Origin of the sequence: Salinicola avicenniae (assembly GCF_023736115.1) — a bacterium.
GTDB classification, from domain to species: Bacteria; Pseudomonadota; Gammaproteobacteria; order Pseudomonadales; family Halomonadaceae; genus Salinicola; species Salinicola avicenniae.
This window is the reverse complement of record NZ_JAKQZC010000003.1, coordinates 98,021-118,599: the sequence shown is the minus strand read 5'-3', so window position 1 is coordinate 118,599 and position 20,579 is coordinate 98,021. Positions and strand designations below refer to the sequence as shown.

General features: G+C 63.9%; 18 protein-coding genes. 9 read left to right on the top strand and 9 right to left on the bottom strand.

Features of this window, described 5'->3' with window-relative positions:
• The first annotated feature begins 12 nt into the window (after positions 1-12).
• From dapE to MC381_RS07025, 3 genes are read left to right on the top strand one after another with little or no spacing between them, the layout of a single operon-like run.
• Positions 13-1,185, top strand: a complete 1,173-nt coding sequence (gene dapE / locus MC381_RS07035) for a succinyl-diaminopimelate desuccinylase (RefSeq protein ID WP_251977026.1) — start codon at positions 13-15, stop codon at positions 1,183-1,185.
• 7 nt (positions 1,186-1,192) lie between these two features.
• A complete protein-coding gene (locus MC381_RS07030) occupies positions 1,193-1,585 on the top strand; it encodes a hypothetical protein (protein ID WP_251977470.1) in 393 nt (130 codons plus the stop codon).
• Between the two features lie 56 nt (positions 1,586-1,641).
• Positions 1,642-2,586: a cation diffusion facilitator family transporter gene (locus tag MC381_RS07025; protein WP_251977025.1), complete on the top strand. Its 945-nt coding sequence runs from the start codon at positions 1,642-1,644 to the stop codon at positions 2,584-2,586.
• Positions 2,587-2,747: 161 nt separating this feature from the next.
• On the opposite strand, the gene MC381_RS18260 is transcribed toward MC381_RS07025, so the two are convergent.
• Positions 2,748-3,230: a cold-shock protein gene (locus MC381_RS18260; protein ID WP_286009686.1), complete on the bottom strand. Its 483-nt coding sequence runs from the start codon at positions 3,228-3,230 to the stop codon at positions 2,748-2,750.
• A 160-nt stretch (positions 3,231-3,390) separates the two neighbouring features.
• Between MC381_RS18260 and MC381_RS07015 the strand changes: the two genes are divergently transcribed.
• Positions 3,391-3,669, top strand: a complete 279-nt coding sequence (locus MC381_RS07015; RefSeq protein ID WP_251977024.1) for a SlyX family protein — start codon at positions 3,391-3,393, stop codon at positions 3,667-3,669.
• 228 nt (positions 3,670-3,897) lie between these two features.
• Here the strand turns inward: MC381_RS07015 and trxB are convergent, their stop codons facing one another.
• The 3 genes from trxB to MC381_RS07000 form a co-directional block, all read right to left on the bottom strand.
• On the bottom strand, positions 3,898-4,851 hold the full coding sequence (gene trxB, locus MC381_RS07010; protein WP_251977023.1) for a thioredoxin-disulfide reductase: 954 nt from the start codon (positions 4,849-4,851) through the stop codon (positions 3,898-3,900).
• Between the two features lie 165 nt (positions 4,852-5,016).
• Positions 5,017-5,619 (bottom strand): peroxiredoxin, encoded by a 603-nt coding sequence (locus tag MC381_RS07005; RefSeq protein WP_251977022.1) that lies wholly within the window; start codon positions 5,617-5,619, stop codon positions 5,017-5,019.
• 182 nt (positions 5,620-5,801) lie between these two features.
• Positions 5,802-6,008: a zinc ribbon domain-containing protein gene (locus tag MC381_RS07000; RefSeq protein WP_251977021.1), complete on the bottom strand. Its 207-nt coding sequence runs from the start codon at positions 6,006-6,008 to the stop codon at positions 5,802-5,804.
• 357 nt (positions 6,009-6,365) lie between these two features.
• On the opposite strand from MC381_RS07000, the gene acnA reads away from it, so the two are divergent.
• Positions 6,366-9,128, top strand: a complete 2,763-nt coding sequence (gene acnA / locus MC381_RS06995) for an aconitate hydratase AcnA (RefSeq protein ID WP_251977020.1) — start codon at positions 6,366-6,368, stop codon at positions 9,126-9,128.
• Positions 9,129-9,609: 481 nt separating this feature from the next.
• On the opposite strand, the gene MC381_RS06990 is transcribed toward acnA, so the two are convergent.
• From MC381_RS06990 to ald, 4 genes are all read right to left on the bottom strand, one after another.
• The gene (locus MC381_RS06990) at positions 9,610-11,292 is read right to left on the bottom strand and encodes an NAD-dependent malic enzyme (protein WP_251977019.1); all 1,683 of its coding nucleotides are present in this window, start codon (positions 11,290-11,292) and stop codon (positions 9,610-9,612) included.
• Positions 11,293-11,608: 316 nt separating this feature from the next.
• The gene (locus tag MC381_RS06985; protein WP_251977018.1) at positions 11,609-12,823 is read right to left on the bottom strand and encodes a YeeE/YedE family protein; all 1,215 of its coding nucleotides are present in this window, start codon (positions 12,821-12,823) and stop codon (positions 11,609-11,611) included.
• Positions 12,824-13,110: 287 nt separating this feature from the next.
• A complete protein-coding gene (locus MC381_RS06980) occupies positions 13,111-14,124 on the bottom strand; it encodes a tryptophan--tRNA ligase (RefSeq protein WP_251977017.1) in 1,014 nt (337 codons plus the stop codon).
• Positions 14,125-14,238: 114 nt separating this feature from the next.
• The gene (gene ald / locus MC381_RS06975) at positions 14,239-15,357 is read right to left on the bottom strand and encodes an alanine dehydrogenase (protein ID WP_251977016.1); all 1,119 of its coding nucleotides are present in this window, start codon (positions 15,355-15,357) and stop codon (positions 14,239-14,241) included.
• Between the two features lie 288 nt (positions 15,358-15,645).
• Here ald and MC381_RS06970 point away from each other — a divergent pair, with 288 nt between their 5' ends.
• The 4 genes from MC381_RS06970 (at position 15,646) to MC381_RS06955 (ending at position 19,974) form a co-directional block, all read left to right on the top strand.
• Positions 15,646-16,545, top strand: coding sequence for a LysR family transcriptional regulator (locus MC381_RS06970; protein WP_251977015.1), 900 nt, complete (start codon positions 15,646-15,648; stop codon positions 16,543-16,545).
• A 188-nt stretch (positions 16,546-16,733) separates the two neighbouring features.
• On the top strand, positions 16,734-18,125 hold the full coding sequence (locus MC381_RS06965; protein WP_251977014.1) for an amidase: 1,392 nt from the start codon (positions 16,734-16,736) through the stop codon (positions 18,123-18,125).
• 54 nt (positions 18,126-18,179) lie between these two features.
• Positions 18,180-18,458 carry a hypothetical protein gene (locus MC381_RS06960; protein WP_251977013.1) on the top strand — a complete coding sequence of 93 codons (279 nt, stop codon included), beginning with the start codon at positions 18,180-18,182 and terminating at the stop codon, positions 18,456-18,458.
• Entirely contained in the window at positions 18,451-19,974 is a 1,524-nt protein-coding gene (locus tag MC381_RS06955; RefSeq protein ID WP_251977012.1) for a sodium:solute symporter family protein, read from the top strand. Before MC381_RS06960 ends, MC381_RS06955 begins: the two co-directional genes overlap by 8 nt.
• Before the next feature lie 126 nt (positions 19,975-20,100).
• On the opposite strand, the gene MC381_RS06950 is transcribed toward MC381_RS06955, so the two are convergent.
• Positions 20,101-20,541: an acyl-CoA thioesterase gene (locus MC381_RS06950; protein WP_251977011.1), complete on the bottom strand. Its 441-nt coding sequence runs from the start codon at positions 20,539-20,541 to the stop codon at positions 20,101-20,103.
• Positions 20,542-20,579 lie beyond the last annotated feature (38 nt).

The following is a 20,579-nucleotide window of genomic DNA, read 5'->3' as shown; positions in this document are numbered from 1 at the left end:
GGAGAAATACGCATGTCTCAGGCGTCGTCGACGACCGCCTCGTCGCCCCACTCCCCTTCGGCCACGCTGGCGCTGGCGCTCGAATTGCTCGAGCGCCCGTCGGTGACGCCCGACGACCACGGCTGTCAGGCGCTGATGATCGCGCGCCTCGAGCGCATCGGCTTTCACGTCGAGCGCATGACGATCGGCGGCATCGACAACTTCTGGGCAACCCGGGGCCAGCATGGCCCGGTCCTCGCCTTCGCCGGCCATACCGACGTCGTTCCCAGCGGCCCGGAGAGCGAATGGGAGGTGCCGCCGTTCTCCCCGCGCATCGATGAGGAAGGCTATCTGCGCGGGCGCGGCGCGGCGGACATGAAAGGCAGCCTCGCCGCCATGGTCACCGCGGTGGAGCGCTTTGTGGCCGCCCATCCCGAGCATGACGGGCGCCTGGCGTTCCTGATCACCGCCGACGAGGAGGGGCCGGCCGTTCACGGGACGCGTGCCGTGGTCGAACGTCTACGCGAACGCCACGAGGCGCCCGACTATTGCATCGTCGGCGAACCCTCCTCGACCAGCCATCTAGGCGACGTGATCAAGAACGGACGTCGTGGTTCGCTGGGCGGGGTGCTCACCGTGCGCGGGATCCAGGGGCATGTCGCCTACCCGCATCTCGCGCGCAATCCGATTCATCAGGCACTGGCCGCCCTGCAGGCGCTGGTCGACACCCAGTGGGACGAAGGCAATGACTTCTTCCCCGCGACCAGTTTCCAGATTTCCAACGTCCACGCCGGTACCGGCGCCACCAACGTGGTTCCCGGGACGCTGGAAGTGACCTTCAACTTCCGTTTCTCCACCGAAGTGACCGACGACGTGTTGAGGGAGCGCACGCAACAGCTGCTCGATAAGCACGATCTCGACTACCAGCTCGACTGGACGCTCAACGGTGAACCGTTCCTGACCGCCGGCGGTGCCTTGCTCGAAGCGGCTAATGCCGCCTGCGAGCAGATCACGGGGCGACGCCCGACCCTCTCCACCTCCGGCGGCACGTCCGACGGGCGCTTCATTGCGACACTGGGGACACAGGTCATCGAACTGGGACCGGTCAACGCCACTATCCACCAGGTCAACGAACGCATCCGTGCCGAAGACCTCGATACATTGAGCCGCGTCTACGAGACGACGCTCGAGCGGCTATTTGCCTGAGGTGACCATGGAGCGTTTCCCGGATATCGAAATTTATCTCGCCCGTCTCGATGCCGATGCCATCGAGAACTGGCTGCAGACAGCCCTGGAGGACGCCGAGCTGCAGCTGAAGCGCACCGGCAAGGGCATCTGGCGCGCCAATGCGACGTGCGGCGGACGCCGTGTCGGCATCATGCTGGTCGAGCGCGCCGCGGACGGCTTCGCCAGTCTCTGGTTCGACTGCGATGCCACGCCCTGGCCACGGGACACGGATTGCGCCCGTGACGCTGCCCGCGCTCTGGCCTGCGAGGCCCGCTGCTCGCTGGGCGGCTGGCAGCCGGGCGACGATCCCGACCGTTTCTGGCAGGTCCTGCCGGATGGCCAGGAAGCCACCATCGACTGGCCCGATTCGGGACAGTAATCCATCTAATGCCATCGCTGCCCCCGGGGCAGCCATATCGACAGGGAGTCAAGCACGTGGCGGAATCCAAAGCGGTCATCTTCGCGGCCATGGGCGGCAATCTGGCCATCGCGGTCACCAAGTTCGTCGCCGCCGGCATCACCGGCAGTTCGGCGATGCTCTCCGAAGGCATCCACTCGGTCGTCGACACGGGCAACCAGATCCTGCTGCTGCTTGGCATGCACCGCGCCAAGCAACCCGCCAGTCCACAGTTTCCATTCGGGCACGGCAAGGAGGTCTACTTCTGGAGCTTTGTCGTGGCGCTGCTGATCTTTGCGGTCGGGGCCGGCGTCTCGCTCTACGAGGGCGTGATCCATATCCTGCATCCGGAGCCGATCGAGTCGCCGATCGTCAACTATATCGTGCTCGGCCTGGGCATCCTGTTCGAGGGCGCCTCCTGGGCCTTCGCGCTTAACCAGTTCCGCAAGACCAAGGGTAAGTGGGGCTACGTCGAAGCCGTCCACCGCGGCAAGGACCCCTCGCTGTTCGTGGTCGTGTTCGAAGACTCCGCCGCCCTGCTGGGGCTGCTGGTCGCCATGGCCGGGGTGGCATTGAGCCAGTGGACCGGACTGTATGTCTTTGACGGCATCGCCTCGGTGGTGATCGGCCTGATCCTCGGCGGCACCGCCATCTGGCTGGCCCGGGAAACCAAGGGACTGCTGATCGGCGAAAGCGCCAATCGCCATGTCGTCGAGGATATCCGCGAACTCGCGGCCGCGGCAGACGGGGTCGAGGGAGTCAACGAAGTGTTGACCATGCATATGGGACCGAACTTCATCCTGGTCACGCTCAGCGTCCGCTTCACGCGAGGAACCCCTGCCGAACGGATCGAAACCGCCATCGCCGATCTCGACTGCCGGATCAAGGCATCGCACGATAGCGTCAAGCGGGTGTTCGTCGAAGCCGAGGCCCGCGCGGGCGTCGACGACGTCCCGTCGGCTACACCCGAGACCGCTCAGTAGCGCCAGTGTCTTGATCCGTCCCGGTGATCGGCACCGGGCTACCGAGACGACAAGGGGCCGGTACGCCGTTACCTAACGGCCACACCAACGTCAGCGCCCCCGACGGCAAGCCGTCGGGGGCGCTGGTGCGATGGGCACAGCCAGGAAGGCGCTGGCACGCCTCAGGTAATGACGGTGACGTCATCCGCCTGCAGGCCACGGTCGTTCTCGACCACGTGATAGCGCACCTTCTGGCCTTCGGCCAGGGTCCGGTGCCCCTTGCCGCGGATGGCCCGAAAGTGCACGAACACGTCTTCGCCGCTGGCACGCGTGATGAACCCGTAGCCCTTGTTGACGTTGAACCACTTCACCTCGCCCAGCTCACGATCGTCGTTTTCGACGTCCGCAAGCATGGCGGCGGTAACGGCCTTGGGCGTCGCCGGCGCCAGCACCGACACAACCAGCGTCGCCAACAGCAGCACGACGAACACGGCAATGACCGTGGCCGCATAGATGGCAGAAACGCCTTCGACGTTCAGGAACCAGGTCAGATCGGTGGCCAACATACTGCTGATCAGCGTGATCAGCAGACCGATCAGCAGCGGCGACGGGATGGATAGAAGTAGACTAATCAGCGTACAACGCACAATGATCTTGCTATTCATGGAGTCTCGTTTCTCTGGACGTGGGGATAACGGAAATCGCACCGCCGCGGTGCGGACGGGCGTGAACGGTTGTGTTGCAAGATATCTGACCCGGGGTCATGACATCGCAGCGATACCCAATTGCCAAACATCAATGTCGTACATCAGTAAGGTGCCGTGAATGAAAGATGACACACAGCCAGCGAAGTCTACCACGTCGATCACGACCTCGGGCACGTCCCTGGAGGCCCGTCTGGAGGCGCTCGAGAGCCGCTTGGCCTTTCAGGAGGACTGGCTCGAGACACTCGATAAACTGGTTCGCGAACAGTCCGGCGAGACGCAGCGTCTAGGCCGACTCAACGAACTCCTGCAGCAACGGCTGCGCGAACAGCGGCAGGCGATCGACGACATGGGCGCCGACCTCCCCCGGCCTGAAGATGAACTGCCACCGCACTATTGAGCGGCGCCCGGCACTGCCACCGCTCAACAGCGACTCTCGAACAACCACTCTCAAACAACGACTCTTATACGACATACGACCACGATCAAAAGCGACGCCCCTTGAACGCCGCCGAACGTCTGCCGATGCTGACCGAGCGCATCCGGGCATATCGCAACCGGCCGTCCAGGCTCGCCGCATAAAAAAGCCCGGCACGAAGCCGGGCTCATCACACAACCAGCGAGGAGACTATTCCAGGCCATCCAGAAAGCGCTCGGCGTCCAGCGCCGCCATGCAGCCGCTGCCGGCGGACGTGATCGCCTGACGATAGACATGGTCCATGACGTCACCCGCGGCGAACACGCCGGGCACGCTGGTGGCGGTGGCATTGCCCTCGAGCCCCGACTGGACGCGAATATAGCCGTTGGCCATCTCGAGCTGGCCTTCGAAGATGCCGGTGTTCGGCGTATGACCGATCGCGATGAACACGCCCATGGCGTCGAGCTGCTTGGTCTCGCCGGAGAGAGTCGAACGCAGCTGGACACCGGTCACGCCACTGCCGTCCCCGAGCACCTCGTCGAGCGTGTGATTCCACTCGATCGCCATATTGCCGTTGTCGACCTTCTCGAACACTCGGTCCTGCAGAATCTTCTCGCCGCGCAGGCCATCGCGCCGATGCACCAGGGTCACCTTCGAGGCGATGTTGGAAAGATAGAGCGCCTCTTCCATGGCGGTATTGCCACCGCCAACCACCACGACATGCTGGTTGCGATAGAAGAAGCCATCGCAGGTGGCACAGGCAGAAACCCCCTGACCCATGAACTGCTGCTCGGAGGGCAGTCCCAGATAGCGCGCGCTGGCACCGGTCGCGATGATGAGGGCATCGCAGGTATAGGTGCCGTTGTCACCCTTGAGGGTATAAGGCTTCTCGCGGAGTTCGACCTCGTTGATATGATCGAAAAGCACTTCGGTATCGAAGCGTTCGGCATGCTTGCGCATCCGCTCCATCAGCTCGGGGCCCTGTACCCCCTCGTCGTCGCCGGGCCAGTTGTCGACGTCGGTCGTCGTGGTCAGCTGGCCGCCAGCCTGCATGCCGGTGATCAGCAACGGCTTGAGGTTGGCTCGCGCCGCGTAGACGGCGGCCGTGTAGCCGGCGGGCCCGGAGCCCAGGATGATCAGTCGTTCGTGGCGCGCGTCGCTCATGGCTACCTCGATATCGGGGGACGGTTCGGTTGGCGGTTGGAGAACTCAACGTCCTGTGGCATGGCTCGCCGTGCGGGCCATGCCACAGGACACTGCGATCGGCAGGCATGATACCAGAAACGACGGAGGCGACCCGATGGGTCGCCTCCGGACTCGCTGGCCGGCTTACAGATTGCCAGCGTACGTGCCGAGGTACTTGGCCACGCCTTCAGCCGTGTCCTTCATGCCTTCCTGGCCTTCTTCCCAACCAGCCGGGCAGACTTCGCCGTGAGTCTGGTGGTACTTGAGCGCCTGGACCATGCGGATCATCTCGTCGACGTTACGGCCGAGCGGCAGGTTGTTGACGGTCTGGTGCTGAACGACACCGTCTTCGTCGATCAGGAACGACGCGCGCAGCGCAACGCCCGCTTCCGGATGCTCGATGCCGTAGGCCTGACAGATCTCGTGCTTGACGTCCGCCACGACCGGGAAGCCGACTTCGCCGATGCCACCGGCGTCCGGAGAGGTCTTGCGCCAGGCGTGGTGCGTGTACTGGGAATCGATGGAAGCACCGATCACTTCGACACCGAGTTCCTTGAACTTCGCCAGACGGTTGTCATGAGCGATGATCTCGGACGGGCAGACGAAGGTGAAATCCAGCGGCCAGAAGAAAAGCACGCGCAGCTTGCCGTTGGAATCGGACAGGCGGAAATCGTCCTTGATGGAGCCATCCGGCATGACAGCGGAAGTTTCGAAATCCGGTGCTTGGCGTCCTACGAGTACACTCATGTACATCTCCTGATGGTGGTTGACTTGGTGCTTTCGAAACGTGAGCGGATAGACTAATGGCTTATCCTCTCATGCTCCAATTTAATTGCCGCAATGAGTTGTATAGCCTGCTGCTATCAGGGATATGTCATCCACGGCGCCGCAGGCGACGGTCGCAATATTCGATGGCCACGTCGACGACGCTACAGCACATCGTCATCGCTACCCAACTCAACCGTTTCCAGCTCGCCGTCCAGCGTCGTGGTCACCGATACCTGAATCGGCTGACAGCAGATCGCGCAATCCTCCCAAGTGGTATGACTGCCCGCGCTGGTGTCCAGTAGCAGCGTAAACGGGGCATCGCAATACGGACAGTGAACCGGCCATTCGACAATGACATCGTGGGGCATGGATGACTCCTGCAGATCGCCACGTCTGAACTACGCTGAAGTGGTGTCGACACCGGCGGGTTTCAAGGTCGTCTTTGGGACTGAGAGGATCAAAAGCGAGATTGAAAAGTCACAAGCGCGCGCCCATCATGATTGTCGACAACCTGACGAATCAACCGAGTCATCGGTTGATTCCGCGCCCTGCCACGCTGTCTGAGGGTATGGGAGGGGGCAGAGCAAGAGCGACACCGGAACCGACCGGGACGGATCTCCGCCGTTCGCAGGTCGACCACGGCCAATCGTCGCCAAGGAATTGGACCGGGACGCCGCGCCCTGACAGGAAACGCGGCGGCACGACCGCCATGAGGAGGACGACTTATGTCTAGAGCACCCAGCGAAACCCTGTCGACGCTCGACGTCGACGGCAAGACGTTCCATTACTACAGCCTACCCAAGGCGGCGGAGAGCCTCGGCAACATCGACAAGCTGCCGATGACGTTGAAGGTACTGCTGGAAAACCAGCTGCGCTACGTCGACGACCCGACCGTCTCCGAAGAGGACTTTCAGGCGCTGGCCGACTGGCTCAAGGAAGGCAGGTCCAGCCGGGAAATCGGCTACCGCCCGGCCCGCGTGCTGATGCAGGATTTCACCGGCGTGCCTGGCGTGGTCGATCTCGCGGCCATGCGCGACGCCGTGAAGACACTCGGCGCCAAGGCCGAGCGCATCAACCCGCTCTCCCCGGTCGATCTGGTTATCGACCACTCGGTGATGGTCGACCATTTCGGCGATCCTTCCGCGTTCAAGGACAACGTCGCCATCGAGATGGAGCGTAACCGCGAACGCTACGAGTTCCTCCGCTGGGGGCAGAACGCCTTCGACAACTTCCGCGTCGTGCCGCCGGGCACCGGCATCTGCCACCAGGTCAATCTCGAATACCTGGGCAAGACCGTCTGGACCAAGGAGGTCGACGGCAAGACTTACGCTTTCCCCGATACGCTGGTCGGCACCGACTCCCACACCACCATGATCAACGGTCTGGGTATTCTCGGCTGGGGCGTCGGCGGGATCGAAGCCGAAGCGGCGATGCTCGGCCAGCCGGTCTCGATGCTGATTCCTGAAGTGGTCGGCTTCAAGCTGACCGGCAAGCTCAACGAGGGCATCACCGCCACCGACCTGGTGCTGACGGTGACCCAGATGCTGCGCAAGAAAGGGGTGGTCGGCAAGTTCGTCGAATTCTACGGCGACGGTCTCAAGGATCTGCCCTTGGCGGACCGCGCCACCATCGCCAACATGGCGCCGGAGTACGGCGCGACCTGCGGCTTCTTCCCGGTGGACGACGAGACGCTCAACTACTTGCGCCTGACCGGCCGCGACGAAGCGCAGATCGAACTGGTCAAGGCCTATACCCAGGCGCAGGGCCTGTGGCGCGAACCGGGCGCCGAGCCCACCTTTACCGATACGCTGCATCTCGACATGGGCGAGGTGGAAGCCAGCCTGGCCGGGCCGAAGCGTCCGCAGGATCGTGTCGCGCTGTCCGACATGAAGTCGACCTTCGAATCGCTGATGAACGGCGACAAGCCGGACGCCTCTGCCGAGGAACAGGGCAAGTGGATGTCCGAAGGTGGCGATACCGCGGTCGGCGCCCCGCCCGCCGATGGCGAAAGCTATCAGAACGGCGAGGACTATCGCACCGGCGATAGCCAGCAGGTCGAATACGACGGCGAGACCTTCTCGCTCAACCATGGCGCCGTGGTGATCGCTGCCATTACCTCCTGCACTAACACGTCCAACCCGAGCGTGATGATGGCCGCCGGCTTGCTGGCCCGGAAGGCCCACGAGAAGGGACTGACCACCAAACCCTGGGTCAAGACATCGCTCGCGCCCGGCTCCAAGGTGGTGACCGACTATCTCGCCGCCGGCGGCGTGCAGGACGATCTCGACAACCTCGGCTTCAACCTGGTCGGCTACGGCTGCACCACCTGCATCGGCAACTCCGGTCCGCTGCCGGAGCCGATCGAGAAAGCGGTCAACTCCGGGGATCTGACTGTCGCTTCGGTGCTGTCGGGTAACCGCAACTTCGAAGGCCGCGTGCATCCGCTGGTCAAGACCAACTGGCTCGCTTCGCCGCCCCTGGTCGTCGCCTACGCCCTGGCCGGCAACGTGCGCAAGGATCTCTCCAAGGAGCCGCTCGGCAAGGATCAGGACGGCAACGACGTCTATTTGAAGGACATCTGGCCCTCGCAGGCCGAGATCGCCGCCGCGGTCGAAAAGGTCAAGACCGAGATGTACCGCAAGGAGTACGCCGAGGTCTTCGACGGCGACGAGATCTGGCAGTCGATCGAGGTGCCGCAAAGCGAGGTCTACGCCTGGTCCCAGGACTCTACCTATATCCAGCATCCGCCCTTCTTCGAAGGCATGGACAAGGAACCCAAGCCGGTCGAGGACATTCAAGGCGCGCGCGTGCTGGCCAAGCTCGGCGATTCGGTGACCACCGACCACATTTCGCCGGCCGGCTCGATCAAGCCGGATAGCCCCGCCGGGCAGTACCTGCAGGCGCACGGCGTTCAGGTGAAGGACTTCAACTCCTATGGTTCGCGTCGCGGCAACCATGAAGTGATGATGCGCGGCACCTTCGCCAACGTGCGTATCCGCAACGAGATGCTCGACGGCGTCGAGGGCGGCTACACTCGCCACGTACCGAGCGGCGAGCAGATGTCGATCTACGATGCGGCGATGAAATACGCCGAGGACGATACGCCACTGGTTGTGATCGCCGGCAAGGAGTATGGCACCGGCTCCTCGCGCGACTGGGCGGCCAAGGGCACGCGCCTGCTGGGTGTGCGCGCCGTGATCACCGAGTCCTACGAGCGCATCCACCGCTCCAACCTGATCGGCATGGGTGTGCTGCCGCTACAGTTCCCGGAAGGTGAAAGCCGCGAGACGCTCGGCCTCACCGGCGACGAGACCGTCTCCGTCGAGGGGCTTGCCGACCTCGAGCCCGGGTGTCATGTGAAGGTGACGATCCAGACCGACCAGGGCGAGAAGAAGATCGACGCGCTGTGCCGCATCGATACCGCCAACGAGCTGGAGTACTTCCGCCACGGCGGCATCCTCCACTACGTGCTGCGCAGCATGCTGTAAGCGTGCAACGTGCAGTGTGATGTACGCTGCGTCGATCGAATGGCTTGAAGGCCATCCACGAAGCCCCGCCACACGGCGGGGCTTTTTGTACGGCAATCTTGAATTGGCCACCCAACGACGCCTCCGAGACGATGCTGGACAGGCGAGCAACAAGCCGGGGCTTGCGGCAGGGATGCCGCAAGAGGCGCGTTGGGCAGGATGCCCTTTCGCGCCGACCCGAGCGAGTTGATCGAATGGCCAGGGTTTCATCGTCTTGTGGCGTCAAAAAGGGGAGCGCGAGGGGCTTGCCCCTCACATCAACGACGACAACGGTCGTACAGAATCCAACCGTTGAGAAACCATCGCCTTGAAATCAATAAGCAAGGCCATCAACGAACAAGCCTCGCACTAGGCGGGGCTTGTCGTATCTTTCAGCTCATAGCTCGTAGCTCGCAGCTGCTTGTTTAGCGCCCCGTAGCCGGCGCCATCGTCGCTCACGCCATCAGATCGAGCGGCGACGATACTGCCGATAGCGCGGATACCAGAAGTGCGCATGGATCGCATCCCACAGCATCTCGTCGCTGGAGGCGAGCGCGACACCATCGGCCTGGGCCTGCTTGCCCACCGCGAAGGCGATCTGCTGGCTGATCTCGCGGATGTCACTCAGCGCCGGCAGCAACGCCCCTTCTCCGGTCTGCACGATCGGGGCGCTGTCGGCGAGCGCATTGGACGCCGCCATCAGCATATTGTCGGTGACGCGATTGGCATTGGCCGCAATCACGCCGAGACCGATCCCCGGAAAGATATAGGAGTTGTTGCACTGTGCGATCGGGATCTGGCGCCCATGGATCTCGACCGGCGGGAACGGGCTACCGGTCGCGACCATCGCCTGGCCGTCCGTCCAGGTCAACACATCTTCCGGCGTGGCCTCGACCTTGGAGGTCGGGTTCGAGAGCGGCATCACCAGAGGGTTGTCGCAGCCGGCGTTCAGGGTCCGGATCACTTCTTCGGTAAACAGTCCACGTTGGCCGGAGACGCCGATCAGGATCGTCGGTTTGACGTTTCTGACCACATCGAGCAAACCGCGTGTCTCGCCGTCGAAAGCGATCTCGCCGGCGTCATGCGCCAGACGCCGCTGGAAGTCATGCAGCCCGTCCATATCGCGGGTCAGCAAGCCATCCTTGTCGACCATGAAGATACGCCGACGCGCCTCCGCCTCGGAGAGCCCTTCGCGCGTCATTGCCACCACGATCTGCTCGGCGATCCCGCAGCCGGCCGAACCGGCGCCGGCGAAGGTGATTGTCTGCTGGCTGAGCTTGGCGTTCTTCGCCTTGCACGACGCCAGTAGCGTCGCCACCACCACCGACGCCGTTCCCTGAATATCGTCGTTGAAGCAGCACAGCTCGTCGCGGTAGCGTTCGAGCAACGGCATCGCATTGGTCAGCGCAAAATCTTCGAACTGCAGCAGCACGTTGGGCCAGCGGCGCTGCATCGCCTCCATGAACAGGGTGATGAACTCGGCGTACTCGTCCGGCGAAACCCGCTCGTGGCGCCAGCCCATATACCTCGGATCATCGAGCAGCTTCTGGTTGTTGGTCCCCACGTCCAGCGTGATCGGCAGCGTATAGGCCGGACTGATGCCACCGCAGGCGGTATAGAGCGAAAGCTTGCCGATCGGAATGCCCATGCCGCCGATGCCCTGGTCACCCAGCCCCAGGATGCGCTCGCCGTCGGTAACCACGATCACCCGGACCTTGTCCTTGGTCGCGCTGCGCAGGATGTCGTCCATGCGATGACGATCCGGGTAGGAGATGAACAGCCCCCGGTGGTTGCGATAGATATTGGAGAATTCCTCGCACGCCTCGCCGACCGTCGGCGTGTAGATAATTGGCAACATCTCTTCGAGATGCTCTTCGAGCAGACGGAAGAAGAGTGTCTCGTTGTCGTCCTGAATGCCCCGCAGGTAGATGTGCTTGTCGAGGTTGTTCTGGCACAGCGTGTACTGGTGATAGGCACGCTCGAGCTGCTCTTCGATGCTCTCGACGTTCTGCGGCAGCAGTCCCACCAGGTTGAATTCGACGCGTTCCTCGGTGGTGAAGGCACTGCCCTTGTTGAGCAGCGGCATCTCCAGCAGTGACGGGCCGGCGTAAGGGATGTAGAGCGGGCGCTTGGCGTGATCGGTCATGAATCGACTCTCGTAGAACCAACGAAACGGATGAAGGCGCCGGTCGAGTGGGCGAGAACCGCGTTCACCGGTCTGGCCCGTGGCGCACTGTCGAGACGTTCGCTCGTCGGTAGCGGCAGCGAACGAACGCGCAACCAGCCCATGGCTGATCGAGGGCCGAACAGTATGCCATCTTGTGTCATGCGGTGGCATACCAAAGGCTCAACCCGCCCGCGCCAATAGTCGGATGCCTGCCATCCGAAGGCATGAGACACGCCGATGACCACCACGAAAAAGCCCCGCCTGGGCGGGGCTTCCTGATGGCTGCCAATACGCCTCAGCAGCTGGCGGCGGCGGCTTTAGCCGGCCCCGGGAAGAAAAGCGGGCGCAGCTTGACGCCGAACATGTTGCCGGCAAAAGCCGCGATCAGCCACAGCCAGCCGTGCAGGCTACCGGACGCAATACCGCTGAAGTAGGCGCCGATGTTGCAACCAAACGCCAGGCGCGCACCGTAACCCAGAAACAGTCCACCGATGACGGCGGCAACCACCGAGCGCAGCGGGATGCGCAAACTGGGTGCGAAACGACCTGCCAGAGTCGCCGCCAGGCCGGCACCCAGAATCACCCCGATGTTCATCACCGTGGTAACGTCGCTGAACACACTGCCCTCGAGCGAGGCCGCCCGGCCTGGGTTCTGCCAGTAACCCCAGGCCGTCACGTCGCCGCCGACCGCCTGGAAGACCTTGGCGCCCCATAACGCGAAGGCTGAAGTGATCCCCCAGGGGCGTCCGGCCAGCGCGAGCGTCAGGAAGTTGAGCAGTGCCAGACCGATGGCACCGGCAAGAATCGGCCAGGGGCCGGTCAACCAGCGTCCCGGCCCTGCGCTGGTGCCGGTCGACGTCTCGAGCTGGCCGTGGCGACGCTTCTCCATGACCACGGTCAGCATCGCGATCGCCGCGAACAGCAACAGACTGGCGGCGATGCCGCCACCGGTACCGAAAAGATCGATCATCGACGTTGGCTGAAACGCCGGCAGGCTCTGCCACCAGGCAAAGTGAGCGGTACCGATCACCGAGCCGACGATGAAGAAGATCAGCGTAATGACCATACGCGCGTTGCCGCCGCCGACCGTGAACAGCGTGCCCGAGGCGCAGCCGCCACCGAGCTGCATGCCGAGACCGAACAGAAAGGCACCGACGATCACGGAGACACCAATCGGCGAGACGAAGCCTCTGACCGGCTCTCCGAAAAGCGTGCCAGCCCCCAGCGCCGGCAGAAAGAGCACGACCGCAAGCGCCAGCATCACCATCTGCGCGCGCAGGCCGCGGCCGCGTCGCTCGGTAATGAACACACGCCAGGCCGAGGTAAACCCGAAGGAGGCATGATAGAGCACGATGCCCAATGCACCACCGACCAGCATCAGCCAGCCCTGATGCCCACCGAAGGTCAAACCGACGGCGAGCGAGCCGAGCCCAAGCAATAGCGCCGCGACCCACGCCTTGGGCGACAGGCGGCCGATACCCGGCGGTGAGGTGCGAGTTAACGTCGTCATAAACGGACTCCCCTATTAGACCAAAATCGAATGGTCGATACTTTAGTCTTTTAGTCAGGCATTCGAAAACGACGATCCGATCTGTCGATAGAGGCTCTGGCTATAAACGACCCGGCGACAAACGATCCGGCTATCGATGTCTGGTCATTCGCGCCGCAGCTTGCGGCGCTCAACGGAGAGGCTCTATCGAAAAAAGCGCCAGCGATGTCGATCGCTGACGCTTTTCCTGGCTATCAGCCTGCCGCGCCGGAGGAGGGGCTACTGCGGACCGACGCTTGCCTGAGCGCCTACTGGAATCGTCCCAGGCCGACGGCAATACGCAGCTTCTCCATCAGCGCATTGGCCTCCTCCCGAGCTCGCTCGGCCCCCTTGGCCAGCACCTGCTCGATATGACCGGGGTCATTCATCAGCGCCTCATAGCGCTCACGCGGCTCGCGCAGGTGGGCGTTCAAGTACTCGAACACCTCGTTCTTGGCCTCGCCCCAGCCAATACCCGCTTCGTAGCGACCGCGCATCGCCGCGCTCTCCTCCGCCGTGGCAAAGGCCGAATAGATCTGGAACAGCGTGCAGGTATCCGGATCCTTGGGTTCGCCCGGCTCCAGCGAGTTGGTCTTGATCTTGCGCACCAGCTTCAAGAGTTTCTTCTCGCTGACGAAGAGCGGAATGGTGTTGTCGTAGCTCTTGGACATCTTGCGTCCGTCGAGCCCGCGCAGCACCTCGACCTTCTCGTCGACGATCGCTTCCGGCAGCGTGAAGTAGTCACCCTTGTAGATGTGATTGAAACGCCCCGCCATGTCGCGGGCCATCTCGATGTGCTGGATCTGATCACGCCCGACCGGCACCTTGTGCGCGTTGAACATCAGGATGTCCGCCGCCATCAGCACCGGATAGCCGAACAGGCCCATGGTGATGCCGCGATCCGGATCGGGGACGCCACCCTCCTCGTTCTCCGCCACGGCCGCCTTGTAGGCGTGGGCACGGTTCATCAGCCCCTTGGCGCAGACGCAGGAGAGCAGCCAGGTCAGCTCCGGAATCTCGTGAATGTCCGACTGGCGATAGAAGATGGCATTGTCGGTATCCAGCCCCAGGGCAAGCCAGGTCGCCGCGATCTCGAGCCGCGACTGCTGTACCCGCTGTGGATCCTGCGCCTTGATCAGCGCGTGCAGGTCAGCGAGAAAGTAGTAGGACTGCACATCCGGGTTCTGACTTTCGGCAATCGCCGGCTTGATCGCGCCGACGTAGTTGCCCAGATGCGGCGTACCCGTGGTGGTGATGCCGGTAAGAACGCGTCGCTGGCTCATGGACTCTTCGAATCGGTTGGGGAAATGGCTGGATGATAAGAAAGCGGTGGCAGTTTACCCTGCCACCTTCTTCAAGGCGAACCCGCCCCCAAGACCAACCCGTGACCGGCGCCGTCAGCCCTCGAGCGCCTGCGCCGGCGTCAACGTATCGATGCCGAATGCTTCACCCACTGCGGCATAGGTCACCCGGCCGGCATGCACATTGAGCCCGGCGCGGAAATGAACATCATCGGCGAGGGCCTGCTTCCAGCCTTTGTCCGCCAGTGCGAGCACGAAGGGCAGCGTGGCGTTGGTCAGGGCCTGGGTCGAGGTGCGCGCCACGGCGCCCGGCATGTTGGCGACACAGTAGTGAACGATACCGTCGACCACGTAGCTCGGCTCGGCGTGGGTCGTCGGCCGGCTAGTCTCGAAACAGCCACCTTGGTCGATCGCGACATCCACCAGCACGCTGCCCGGCTTCATCTCTGCGAGCATCGCCCGGGTAATCAGCTTGGGCGCCGCTGCCCCCGGCACCAGGACGGCGCCGATGATCAGGTCGGAGTCGCGCACCGCGGCATCGAGCGTTTCCCGGGTCGAGTAGACCGTACGGATCTGCCCCTGATAGCGGTGGTCCAGCACTTCGAGACGCGCCAGCGACTTGTCGAGAATCGTCACCTCGGCGCCGAGCCCCAGCGCCATGCGCGCGGCGTTCTCGCCGACCACGCCACCGCCGATCACGGTCACGCGGGCCGGCGCCACCCCGGGCACGCCCGGCAGCAGGATACCGGCCCCGCCCTGGGCCTTCTCGAGGCTGTGGGCCCCGGCCTGTACCGCCATGCGCCCGGCAACGCGGCTCATCGGCGCCAGCAGCGGCAGACCGCCGAGATCGTCGGTGATCGTTTCATAGGCGATGCAGGTGGCGCCGCTCTCGATCAGCCCTCGCGTCAGGGGCTCCTCGGCGGCCAGGTGCAGGTAGGTGAAGAGCGTCTGCCCGGAATGCAGACGCGCCACCTCTTCCGCCTGCGGCTCCTTCACTTTGAGTATCAGCTCGGCTTGCGCCCAGACCGCTTCGACGTCGTCGATCAGCTCGGCACCCGCCTCGCGGTAGGCCGTGTCGGGGTAGCCGGCGCCGTCCCCGGCGCCGCTCTGCACCAGCACCTGATGCCCGCGCGCCACGAGCTCCCGTGCGCCGCCCGGCGTCAGGGCGACGCGATATTCGTGGTTCTTGATTTCCTGGGGTACGCTGATACGCATGGCAGCCTCCTCGATCACGGATGGTCAATGGGGATCGAGCGGATTACAGCATAGCTATCGCGACGACGGCATAGCGCCCAGAAAAAGACGATAAAACCCTATATAAGCGATTTTTATCGATTAAAAATCCTACAAAAAGCGATAAAAAAGATGATTATCTTGACGCAGACCAATAAACAACCGCCCCCGACAGTCGCCCGTTGGCCAGGCGGCGGCCCAACCCACTAAGATGCGGGATACGCCGACGCACGATCGCACGGCGCAACCTCCCGACGTCGACGACCTCACATGCAGCTCAAAGCGCTCCACTATTTCAGCGTGCTCTCGCGCAGTACGTCGATCCGCCAAGCCGCCGATCAGCTTCATATCACGCCGACCGCACTGACTCGCCACCTGGCGCAGCTGGAGCACGAGTTCGGCGCCCCGCTTCTCGAGCGCAGCGCCCGCGGCATTCGTCTGACCGCGGCCGGCGAGCTGCTCGCGGGCCAAGCAGGCCAGACCCTGCGCCAACTCGCACGGGTCAAGTCGACCATCGGTGACCTGCGGGGTCTCAAGACCGGCCATGTCACCCTGTGCGTCAGTGAGGGCATCCTCGAGGGGATCCTGGGCCCGATGCTGTCGCAATTCAGCGCGCGCTTCCCCGGCATCAGCATGACCCTCGAAACGGCCAGCGCCAGCGACGTGACCCAGGCACTGATCGAAGGCAGCGCCGACATCGGCGTCAGCTTCTTCATGCCGCGCCACGACGACATCCATCGCCTGACCAGCCTGCAGCTGCCGCACAGCGTGGTCATGGCGCCCGAGGCTCCGCTGGCAGCGGCGCCCGAGATCACGCTGGAGCAACTGATCGAGCAGCCGCTGGTCCTGCCGCCGGCCGGCTACGGGCTGCGCCAGACCCTAGAGCGTCTCGTCGGCCAACGGCGCCTGACGCTGGCACCACGCTTCACGACCGGATCGCTCAGCATGCAGCTGACATTGGCCTGCGAAGGCGCCGCCCTCGCCCTGCTGCCCACCATGGCGACCACGCGACTGTGCGAAGCGGGCCATCTGGTCTCCATCCCCTTTGCCGAGCCGGATCTGCAGCGCGCGCGGCTGGATGTCTGTCACGCCAAGTATCGGCCGCTGGGCTTTGCCGGCCAGACCTGCCTGGACCACCTGCGCCGGCAACTCCTTACCGCTTCGGACTGAAGCCGGCCGCGCCGGAACGCCCATCACTGGAAAGCGTGCACACTAAACCGATGCACCCTGCCCGCCAATTGGCACTGGTTCGATTCACTCCCGGGCGAGATGCTAGGCGGCGAGACGCGGCGACCGCGCCCACTTTTCCAACAACAAACTCGATACTCCCCTTAACAACAAGAACCATGAGGCATCCCATGGATTTGATAGAGGCAACCGCCACCGAACTGCTGGCGGGATTCCGCGACGGCCGCTGTACGCCGACCGACTACGCGGAGGCACTGATCCCGCACATCCACGCCTGGGAGCCGCATATCAATGCGCTCTATGCCCTCGACGAAGCGACCCTGCGGGAAGGCGCCGCACAAGCGACCCAACGCTGGCGGGCAGGCACGCCTCAAGGCGCGCTCGACGGCATTCCGGTCACGGTCAAGGAACTGATCGCCACCGAGGGGACGCCGATCCCGCAAGGGACCGTGGTGTCCGATCTGACACCGGCCACGGCAGACGCCCCGCCCGCCGCTCGCCTGAAAGAGGACCGGGCGCTGATCTTCGCCAAGACGACCTGTCCGGATTTCGGCATGATGTCCTCCGGTGTCTCAACGTTTCACGGCCTGACGCGCAATCCGTGGAAGCTCGACACCAACCCGGGCGGCTCGAGCTCCGGCGCCGGGGCCGCCGCCGCCGCTGGCCTCGGCCCGCTACACGTGGGGACCGATATCGGCGGCTCGGTGCGCCTGCCAGCGGCATGGTGCGGGCTGGTCGGCTTCAAGCCGACGCTGGGTCGCATTCCCATCGACCCGTACTACACCGGTCGCTGCGCCGGACCGATGACCCGCACGGTCGAGGACGCCGTGCTGATGATGACGACGCTTTCGCGCACTGATCGGCGCGACCCGACCCGGCTGCCGCCGAGCCGCATTGACTGGCAGGATCTGTCGATCGATCTTCAGGGGCTCAAGCTCGGCGTGATGCTCGACGCCGGCTGCGGTCTGCCGGTCGACCCGCAGCTGATTGCCGCCGTCGAGGATGCAGCCGCCCTATTCGAGCGTGCCGGTGCCACGCTGATTCCCATCGCACCGGTCATGACCCGCGAGATGCTCGATGGCCTCGACAATTTCTGGCGCGCGCGCCAGTGGAAGATCCTGGCGACGCTGAGCGAATCTGAACGCGCCCGCATCTTCCCCATGATCACGCAGTGGGCAGCCCGCGGTGCCGAGCTACGTGCCGTGGATGCCGTCCACGGGTTCGAGCAGACCTTCGCCATGCGGCGTACGACTGAGGCGGCGTTCGATAGCGTCGATGCCATTCTCTCTCCGACGACACCGATCCATACCTTTCCCGCAGAATACGGCCACCCTTCCAATGATCCGGCGCAGCCGTTCGAACATCTCGGTTTCACGCTACCGTGGAACATGGGGGAACAGCCGGCAGTGTCGATCAATGCGGGCTTCAGCCACGAGGGGCTACCACTCGGCGTCCAACTGATCGGCCCACGCTTCGAAGACCAACGCGTGTTGCAGCTGGCCCATGCCTTCGAAACCTGGCGCGGGCCGATTCGTCAGTGGCCACAGCCACCGCAACGCTGAACGTCGGCGCCGCAGACAGGTATCCTGACAACAACAAGACGCTGGAGCGAGTTGATGAACCAACGACCGATTCTTCCCGCCACTGCTGCCGGCAGGCTGGTGCTGGCCCTGTTCGTGCTGGTGATCCTGGCCGGGCTATGGCCGACCGTGCTGCTGGTCAACCAGGCCGCGCTGGTGCTGGGCCTGCCAATGCTGGGTGCCTGGGCCTGCCTGATCGTCATCGCCAGCACGGCGGTCATGCTACTGGGCAATCGGCTGCTGCCATTGCCCGACGCCATTGCCAACGCCCACCCCGAGGCTAGCTCGGTGACGGAGGCAACCTCCCATGAGTGATCCCCTACCGCTGGCGATGACGCTCGCCTATGTGGTCATTGCGCTATGGCTGGGCGTACGTGCTCGCGGCAGCCATCGCATGGACAGTCTCGAGCAATGGGGCGTGGCCGGGCGCAGCATGGGGCCGCTGGTGATGTATCTGCTGATGGGCGCGGGCAGCATCAGCGCCTATACCTTCATGGGCGCTCCCGGTTGGGCCTGGAGCAAGGGCGTCCCGGTCTTCTACGTGATCATCTACCTGAGCTATCTGGCGCTGCTGGCCTGGTACTGCGGGCCGCGCGTCTGGGCCTTCGGCGCCAAACTCGGCCATGTGACACAGGCCCAAGCGGTCGCGGATCGTTTCGAAAGCCCGTTGCTCGGCGCGCTGACCTCGCTGGTGATGTCGATCGGCGCACTCGCCTACGCGATCCTGCAAACCATCGGCGCCGCCTACATCCTCGAGGTGATGAGCGGTGGCGCCCTGCCCTTCACGCTCAACGTCTGGCTGGTCCTGGGCACGATCTCGATCTATCTCTTCCTCAGCGGCCAGCGTGCCATCGGCGTCACCAACGCGTTTCAGGGCGGGCTGATGCTGGTGGTCGCGTGGGTCATCGGGCTGTGGGCAGCCCATCAGATGACCGGCGACTGGTGGTTCGGCGGCGTCTTCGAACGCGTCCGCGACACGCGCCCCGATTTTCTGACCCTGCCGGGTGGGCTCGGCGACATGAGCTTCGCCTTCTGGACCTCATCGATCCTGGTCTCGATGGTGTCGTTTCAGCAGCCGGTGTGGCTACAGTGGATGAGTGCGGATTCGGCCCAAAGCATCCGTCGCAGCGCCAGCTGGCTGCCGACCTACTACTTCGTCATCCTGCCGATGGTGGTAGTCGGCTTCATCGGCATCTTTTCGCTGCCGAATCTGGACCGCGCCGACACCGTGGCACTGCAGCTCGCCTTCCAGCAGATGCCCTCGGTGCTGGTCGGGCTGCTCGGCGCCGGCACCCTGGCCGCCGCGATGTCTTCCAGCGAGCCCTACATCCACGGCACCGCGCTGACCTGGACCCGCGACGTGATCCGTCCGCTGCTGAAGCTCTCGGAACGACGCACCGGCCAGCTGGCGCGCTACATGATCTTCCCGATCATGCTGCTGATCGTGGGGCCGGTGGCGACCACGAACCCGGGCAACCTGATCATGATACTGCTGGTGGGGCTCGGTTTTGCCGCGCAGATGCTGCCGGCGTTCATCGGCCTGTTCATATGGCCGCGGGCAACCCGAGCCGGTGTGCTCTGCGGCCTGGTCAGCGGCTTTGTCGTCACCGCCCTGTTCACCGTGGTGTGGTCGAACCCGCTTGGCGTGCACGCCGGCGCCTGGGGGCTGATCGTCAACCTCCCGCTGTTCGTGGTGGTCTCGCGGGTCACGCGGCCGGCCAGCGAGGCGACACTGGCGCGCTTTCTGGCAATCGTCGCACCGCAGCGCGCAAGAGCGAAGGCCCCGTGCGACGCCGAACGCCCCAATGCGTCGCTGGCGCCGGAGTCCTGACGACACGCAGACGGCAAGACAAGCAGACGGTCAGATAAGGAGAAAAGATGGCAGGGGCAGCCTCGATAACAGGCGCCCCTGAGAACAGCCCCGATGTCACGCGCTCGGGGGCTTACGCGCCAATGATCACGCGCCGGCGGTCACGCAGGCGCCACCGTAGACGTCGACAAAACGCGGCGGCATGCGCTTCGGCCGGCTGCTCGCCAGATCGATACAGGCAAACCGGGTGTGGGCGCGCAGCAGCGTGCGCGATGTCTCAACCTGGACCAGCTGGAAACGTCGATGGAGCGTCAGGCGGCCATCGCAGGCAACAATCCAGGTGGCGAGCGCCAATCGGTCACCCTCGAAGGCGGGCGCGAGATAGTCCAGTTCGTGGCGATGCACGACCATGCCACGGTTGAGCGCGCGATAGTCATCGAGCGTCAGGCCCAGCGCCCGACTGTGCGACCAGCTGGCCCGTTCGATCCAGCGCAGATACTCGGCGTTGTTGACGTGTCCATAGTGATCGATGCTCGTGGCGTCGACCTGCAGCTCGATAACGAAAGGGTCCGCAAAATCCCAGTCCATGTGCGTCTCCTCAGATGTCGATACGAGCGCCGACGCCA